Origin of the sequence: Nocardia farcinica (assembly GCF_029867845.1) — a bacterium.
Taxonomy (GTDB): Bacteria; Actinomycetota; Actinomycetes; order Mycobacteriales; family Mycobacteriaceae; genus Nocardia; species Nocardia farcinica_A.
This window is the reverse complement of record NZ_JARWRU010000568.1, coordinates 1-5,930: the sequence shown is the minus strand read 5'-3', so window position 1 is coordinate 5,930 and position 5,930 is coordinate 1. Positions and strand designations below refer to the sequence as shown.

Here is a 5,930-nt window from a genome sequence, read left to right as displayed (position 1 = left end):
CCCCCCCCCCCCCCCCCCCCCCCCCCCCCCCCCCCCCCCCCCCCCCGCCGGGGGGGGGGGTGGGGGGGCCCCCCCCCCCCCCCCCCCCCCCCCCCCCCCCCCCCCGGGGGGGCGCGCCCGGGGCCCCCCCCCCCGCGGCGGTGCGCTCGCCCGGCCCGCCGACCGCCCGGCTACGGTGGGATCGACGCAGGTGGCCGGGGTGGACGACGGCCCCGACGGGCAAACGGCATCGAACGAACGAGGAGACAGCACACGATGACGCAGAGCGGCAGCACCAACACCGGCGCCCTCTGGGGCGGGCGGTTCGCCTCCGGCCCCGCCGAGGCGATGGCCGCGCTCAGCAAGTCCACCCACTTCGACTGGGCGCTGGCCCCCTACGACGTGCGGGCGTCCAAGGCGCACGCGCGGGTGCTGCACAAGGCGGGCCTGCTCACCGACGCCGACCTGACGGCCATGCTCGCCGGCCTCGACCGGCTCGCCGACGACGTGGCCTCGGGCGCGTTCGTGCCCGCCGACACCGACGAGGACGTGCACGGCGCGCTCGAGCGCGGGCTGATCGAACGGGTCGGTCCCGAGCTGGGTGGCAGGTTGCGCGCGGGGCGTTCCCGCAACGACCAGGTGGCGACGCTGTTCCGCATGTGGCTGCGGGACGCCGCCCGCCGGGTCGCCGCCGGTGTGCTCGACGTGGTGGACGCGCTGGTCGCGCAGGCCGCCGCGCACCCCGACGCGGTCATGCCCGGCAAGACCCATCTGCAGGCCGCCCAGCCGGTGCTGCTGGCGCACCACCTGCTCGCGCACGCGCACCCGCTGCTGCGCGACCTGGACCGCCTGCGCGATTTCGATCGGCGCGCGGCCGTCTCACCGTACGGCTCGGGCGCGCTGGCGGGTTCCTCGCTCGGCCTCGATCCCGAGGCCATCGCCGCCGAACTCGATTTCGACGCCGCGGCCGCCAACTCGATCGACGCCACCTCCTCGCGTGACTTCGCCGCCGAGGCCGCCTTCGTGTTCGCCATGATCGCGGTGGACCTGAGCCGGCTGGCCGAAGAGGTGATCATCTGGAGCACGCCGGAATTCGGCTATGTCACCCTCGCCGACGCCTGGTCGACGGGCTCGTCGATCATGCCGCAGAAGAAGAACCCGGACGTCTCGGAGCTGACCAGGGGCAAGGCGGGCCGCCTGATCGGCAATCTGACCGGTCTGCTCGCCACGCTCAAGGCCCAGCCGCTGGCCTACAACCGCGACCTGCAGGAGGACAAGGAACCGGTCTTCGATTCGGTGGCCCAGCTGGAACTGCTGCTGCCCGCCATCGCGGGTCTGGTCGCGACGCTCACCTTCCACACCGACCGGATGGCCGAACTCGCCCCCGCCGGCTTCACTCTCGCCACCGACATCGCCGAATGGCTTGTGCGCGAAGGGGTGCCGTTCCGGGCCGCGCACGAGGCGGCCGGCGCGTGCGTGCGGGCGGCCGAGTCGCGCGGGGTGGGGCTGGACGAGCTGACCGACGAGGAGTTCGCCGCCGTCGACCCCGCGCTGACCCCTCGGGTGCGTGAGGTGCTGACCGTGCAGGGTTCGATCGCCTCGCGCAACGCCCGCGGCGGCACGGCGGGAGTCCGGGTGGCCGAACAGGTGGAGGAGGTGCGGGCGGCGGTCGCCGAGGCCCGCGCTCGCCTTTCCTGAGAATGGTGATCGACCAGAAATGGTGATCAACTCGGGAAAGGGTTGTTGACAACAGAACTCGCCCCCGGCACGCGGGGCAGCAGCCGCGAGTGCGGGGGGCGATTGTTGTCCTGGTGGATCAGAGGCCGATCAGGGCGAGCACGAAAGCGAGCAGATCAGAGACGAAATCGAGCACCATCCGAGTTATCTCCTTCATGCGTGGTTGCTATTGCCGACGAGAAGGTTAGTTGTCCCAGGGGGTGAACACAAACGCAGCCCAGATCGGGCTTTCTTAGGGTGTAGAACGCTGGCGTGGAACGGGATTCGGCCCGATCGCGTGCGTCTGGTCCGCATCGCCCCCGCCGTCCCCCGTATCTCCCCGAGGCCGCGTGTGCCAGGACACCCGCTGCGCCGCAGGGCACTCGGGCGCGCCGACCGTGACGGCGGTCACTCGTCGGTATGATCGCCGGGTTCGCGCCCGCGGCCGATTCGCGCGCCGGGCCGTGTGCGGAAAGTTCGGCGGAAGGGCAGTGGAAAACTGCGGACGGCACTTCCGCTGCGAGGCGCGAACACCGATGCTGGTATCGGGGCAGCACGGCGATCGACCGGAGCGGGATCGACCGAAAGAGGTCGCGGGGCGTGCGCCGAGAGCGTCGAGAAATGCTCCGGGCAACCGAGCAGCGATTTTCCGCCCGGCAGCGATCCGCCGCCGATTGCAGGACTGTGCAGTAGCCAGGCGCTCGAGAAAACGGGTGTCCGCGCGAGAAACGATCGGGCGAGTGCCGCGTCCGATCCGTCGATCACTGTGTATTTCGTTGACGTCGTGTCGCTTTCGCGGCGCGCGGCGGAAAGAGAGGAGTACCGGATGATCTCGGGACGACCGTCGAGTCCACACCGGCGACCGGGGAAGGTGGGGTCCCGGTGAGCTTCCGTCGCGCCGAACCCGCGCTGGGCTATCTGCGCGCCGATCTGTCCGGGGTCCGCCAGCCCTGGGACGAGATCAGGATGCGCCATCTCGCCCCGCGCCTCGGATACAACCTCCGCAAGACCATCGTCTTCACCGCGGCCACCGACAACCGCATCGAACAGTTGCTTGCCCAGATCGAACGCCACGGCGCCCGTGCGCTGTTCGTGCCCCACCCGCGACATCTGGACGGGCGCGTGGAGGAGATCCGGGCCGGCGTCGGGGTCGTCGTCGACCTGGAGGACGAGCCCGCGCCCACCGCCATCGAGCGGGTCATCCCGCATTACGAGGCGGGCTGGCTCGGCATGTGGCGCTGGCTCAGCGGGTGAGCGGAACCTCCGTTCGCGGTGAAACCCGCCCTTGCCGAGTGCGATTCGGTCCGCCTACCATCGGCACGATGACGACCGGGACGGCCACGAGCCACGCACGGACAGGTGACCCGGCGCTGATCTGAGCGCCCGCGCCCCTCCTGTCGCGCGATCGAACCAGCACCACTTCGATCACGACAGGAGAGTCCCTTGACCGCACGTTTCAACCACACCATCATCGCCGCGACCGACCGTGCCGAGTCGGCCGCCTTCTTCCGCGACATCCTCGAGCTCGCCGACGCCCCGTCCTGGGGCGTGTTCACCAACCTGCTCTGCGAGGACGGCGTGCTGTTGCAGTTCGCCGAACCTCCGGTGGAGATCCAGCGCCAGCACTACGCCTTCCTGGTGGACGACGACCTGTTCGATCGCGCCTATCGGAAGCTGTGCGAGCGCGGCGTCGAGCACTGGGCCGATCCGCACTTCCAGCGGCCGGGCGAGATCAACCACGGGCACGGCGGTCGCGGGGTGTATTTCCTCGACCCGGCGGGGCACGGCATCGAGATCATCACCCGGCCCTACCTGTAGCCGGTCACCTCGGCGGGCGGCGCTACCGGTCCGCCGAGTCCCCGTAGGCGCGCTCCTCGAGCAGATCGGCCAGGTGCAGCACCGGTTCGGCCTGCTCGGGGATCGCGTGCGGGCCGGCGAACCGACCCGGCCGGTAGGTGATCAGATCGCGTCCGGCCAGGCTCCACCGTTCGACCGGCCCGTCCAGCTGCGCCCGGATCATCACCGGATCGAGCATGAGCCGGGCGTACTGCCGGTCCACCGCCACCACCCGGAACTGCCGGTCGAACGCGGCGTGGCCGGTGTGGATGGCGGTCGATCCGGTGAAGGCGTCGCCGAGTTCGCGGCTGAGCTCCCGATCCAGCACGGCCAGCGGGGGATAGGGGCGGTCCAGGTGCACCACCAGCACGCTCAGCCGGAACGACTCGCCGCGGAACTCGGCGGCGGTGACCAGGCGGTTGTGCACCGTGCCGGTGACGGTGAAGACCACCGTGCCGCTCTCGTGGCCGGGCAGCCGCGCGCTCCAGGCCGGGTGCGTGCGGTCCTGATAGCGCCAGCCGTGGGTCGCGGCCCAGCGGGCGAAGGTGTCACGGCGCGGCCGCTCGGTGCCGCGCAGCATCGGCAGGAAGACGAACAATCCCGCCGCCGTGACCACGACGACGAAGACCACCACGGCGATCAGCATCGCTTCCCGCACCGCCACCACCTCCCGGCTCTGCCACCATTGTGAAGCGCGCACCTGTGAGGCGGGTCACTCTCGCGCGCCGCCGTTGTGAAGTAGGCCATTTCCGCCGGTCGCCGGGGCGCACCGACACGCCGGGCGGTCATTAGGCTGCCGGCCATGTCCTTGCTGTTCCTCGCCCTGGCCATCGCGTTCGAAGTGACGGCGACCGTCTCGCTCAAACTCTCCGAGGGATTCAGCAGGCTCGGACCGTCCGTCGTGGTCGTGATCGGCTACTGCGGCGCGTTCTACTTCCTGTCCCAGGCGCTGAAACGGGGCATGGCGATCGGCGTCGCCTACGGCATCTGGTCGGCGATCGGGGTGGCCGCCATCGCGATCATCGGCGTGCTGCTGCTCGGCGAGAAGCTCACCATGATCCAGGTCGGCGGCATCGCGCTGGTGATCCTCGGCGTCATGGCGCTGGAACTCGGCGGCGCCCACTGACCGGTGCGCGCCGGCCTCCCGTGCCCCGGCTCCGCGGGCTCCGGCTCGGCGCGCTCAGGACTCCTGGGCGATCTTCTTCGCGATGTTGTGGGCCAGCGTGCCCAGCCTGGTCAGCCTGGCGTCGCCGAGCGGGGTGAGCTTGCCGCCCAGCCGGTTGGTCACGAAGCCGAGCGACATCCCGGTCTCCGGGTCGGCGAACGCGCCGGAACCGCCGAGGCCGAAGTGCCCGAACGCCGAGACGGGCTCCGCGCGCGAGGGCTTCATCGGCACGCCGTGATATCCCAGCGCCCACGGGATGCGGAAGGCCAGCACGTAGTCGGGAGTGAACACCTGCCTGGTGCGGATCACCTCGACGGTGCCCGGCCGCAGCAGCTCGCGCTCGCCCAGCCGCCCGTCGCAGGCCAGCGCCGCGTACATCGCCGCGAGCGAGCGGGCGCTGAAGACGCCGTTGACGCCGGGCATCACCGAGTCGTGCAGGCGCGGGTCGGCCATGATCCGCGCGAACCCGCGCGGGGTGGTCTCCGCGGCGGCGGCGAATCTGGTGCGGCTCATCAGTTGCGCGCCGCGCTCCCAGCTCATGCCCGCGACGGTGAGGGTGGGGAAGTTGGTGGCGATGCGCGAGCGGTGTTCCGGCGGGACGCGGAAGAACAGATCGCCGATGCCGAGTGGCTCGGCGATCTCGGCGTGCAGCGCCTCGGTGAAACTCGTCCCGCTGACCCGGCGCACCAGTTCGGCGACCAGGTGCCCGAAGCTGAGACCGTGATAGCCGCTGGTCACGCGGTGTCGAGGGTCGGGCGTCGCGGCGGCGAGCGCGGCGGTGACCGCCTCGTCGTCGAAGAACCGGTCCACCGGCCCCGGCACCAGATCCCGCAGCCGGTGCAGGCCGGCGCGATGGGTGAGCAGCAGGCGGACGGTGATCTCGCTCTTGCCCGCGGCCGCGAACTCCGGCCAGTACTCGGCGACCGGACGGTCGTAGTCGACCAGTCCGCGCTCGGCCAGCCGGTGCAGCACCGTCGAGGCCACGCCCTTGCCGGTGGAGTAGGTGACCGCGAGCGTGTCGCGGGCCCAGCGCTGCTCCGGCCGGGCGTAGCCCGCCCATACGTCGACCACCGGTTCCCCGTGCAGGTAGACGCTCAGCGCGCCGCCGCCGTCCGACGGCTTGCGGAACAGGCGGTCGAACTCGGTCACCAGGCGCACGAACCGCCGATCCACGTGCTGCTGCGCGTGGTCGGCGGCGCGCGCCGCGCCCACCTCGTCCTCGCCGGGCTCCGGG

General features: G+C 71.5%; 7 protein-coding genes. 4 read left to right on the top strand and 3 right to left on the bottom strand.

What is annotated here, in order from left to right; translation table 11 throughout:
• The coding region (locus QH283_RS12440) for a hypothetical protein (RefSeq protein WP_280503159.1) at positions 1–223 on the bottom strand (223 nt) is incomplete at its 3' end.
• A gap of 32 nt (positions 224–255) precedes the next feature.
• On the opposite strand from QH283_RS12440, the gene argH reads away from it, so the two are divergent.
• The 3 genes from argH to QH283_RS12425 all read left to right on the top strand — a co-directional run bounded on the left by argH (position 256) and on the right by QH283_RS12425 (position 3,513).
• On the top strand, positions 256–1,677 hold the full coding sequence (gene argH / locus QH283_RS12435; RefSeq protein WP_280503158.1) for an argininosuccinate lyase: 1,422 nt from the start codon (positions 256–258) through the stop codon (positions 1,675–1,677).
• Between the two features lie 900 nt (positions 1,678–2,577).
• Complete coding sequence (locus QH283_RS12430) at positions 2,578–2,949, top strand: hypothetical protein (protein WP_280503157.1); 372 nt, start codon at positions 2,578–2,580, stop codon at positions 2,947–2,949.
• A gap of 189 nt (positions 2,950–3,138) precedes the next feature.
• Positions 3,139–3,513: a VOC family protein gene (locus QH283_RS12425; protein ID WP_280503156.1), complete on the top strand. Its 375-nt coding sequence runs from the start codon at positions 3,139–3,141 to the stop codon at positions 3,511–3,513.
• Positions 3,514–3,535: 22 nt separating this feature from the next.
• Here QH283_RS12425 and QH283_RS12420 read toward each other — a convergent pair whose 3' ends face one another.
• A complete protein-coding gene (locus QH283_RS12420) occupies positions 3,536–4,189 on the bottom strand; it encodes a hypothetical protein (RefSeq protein ID WP_280503155.1) in 654 nt (217 codons plus the stop codon).
• Between the two features lie 87 nt (positions 4,190–4,276).
• Between QH283_RS12420 and QH283_RS12415 the strand changes: the two genes are divergently transcribed.
• Positions 4,277–4,657, top strand: coding sequence for a DMT family transporter (locus QH283_RS12415; RefSeq protein WP_280503161.1), 381 nt, complete (start codon positions 4,277–4,279; stop codon positions 4,655–4,657).
• 54 nt (positions 4,658–4,711) lie between these two features.
• On the opposite strand, the gene QH283_RS12410 is transcribed toward QH283_RS12415, so the two are convergent.
• Positions 4,712–5,908, bottom strand: a complete 1,197-nt coding sequence (locus tag QH283_RS12410; RefSeq protein WP_432420719.1) for a serine hydrolase domain-containing protein — start codon at positions 5,906–5,908, stop codon at positions 4,712–4,714.
• Positions 5,909–5,930: the final 22 nt, after the last annotated feature.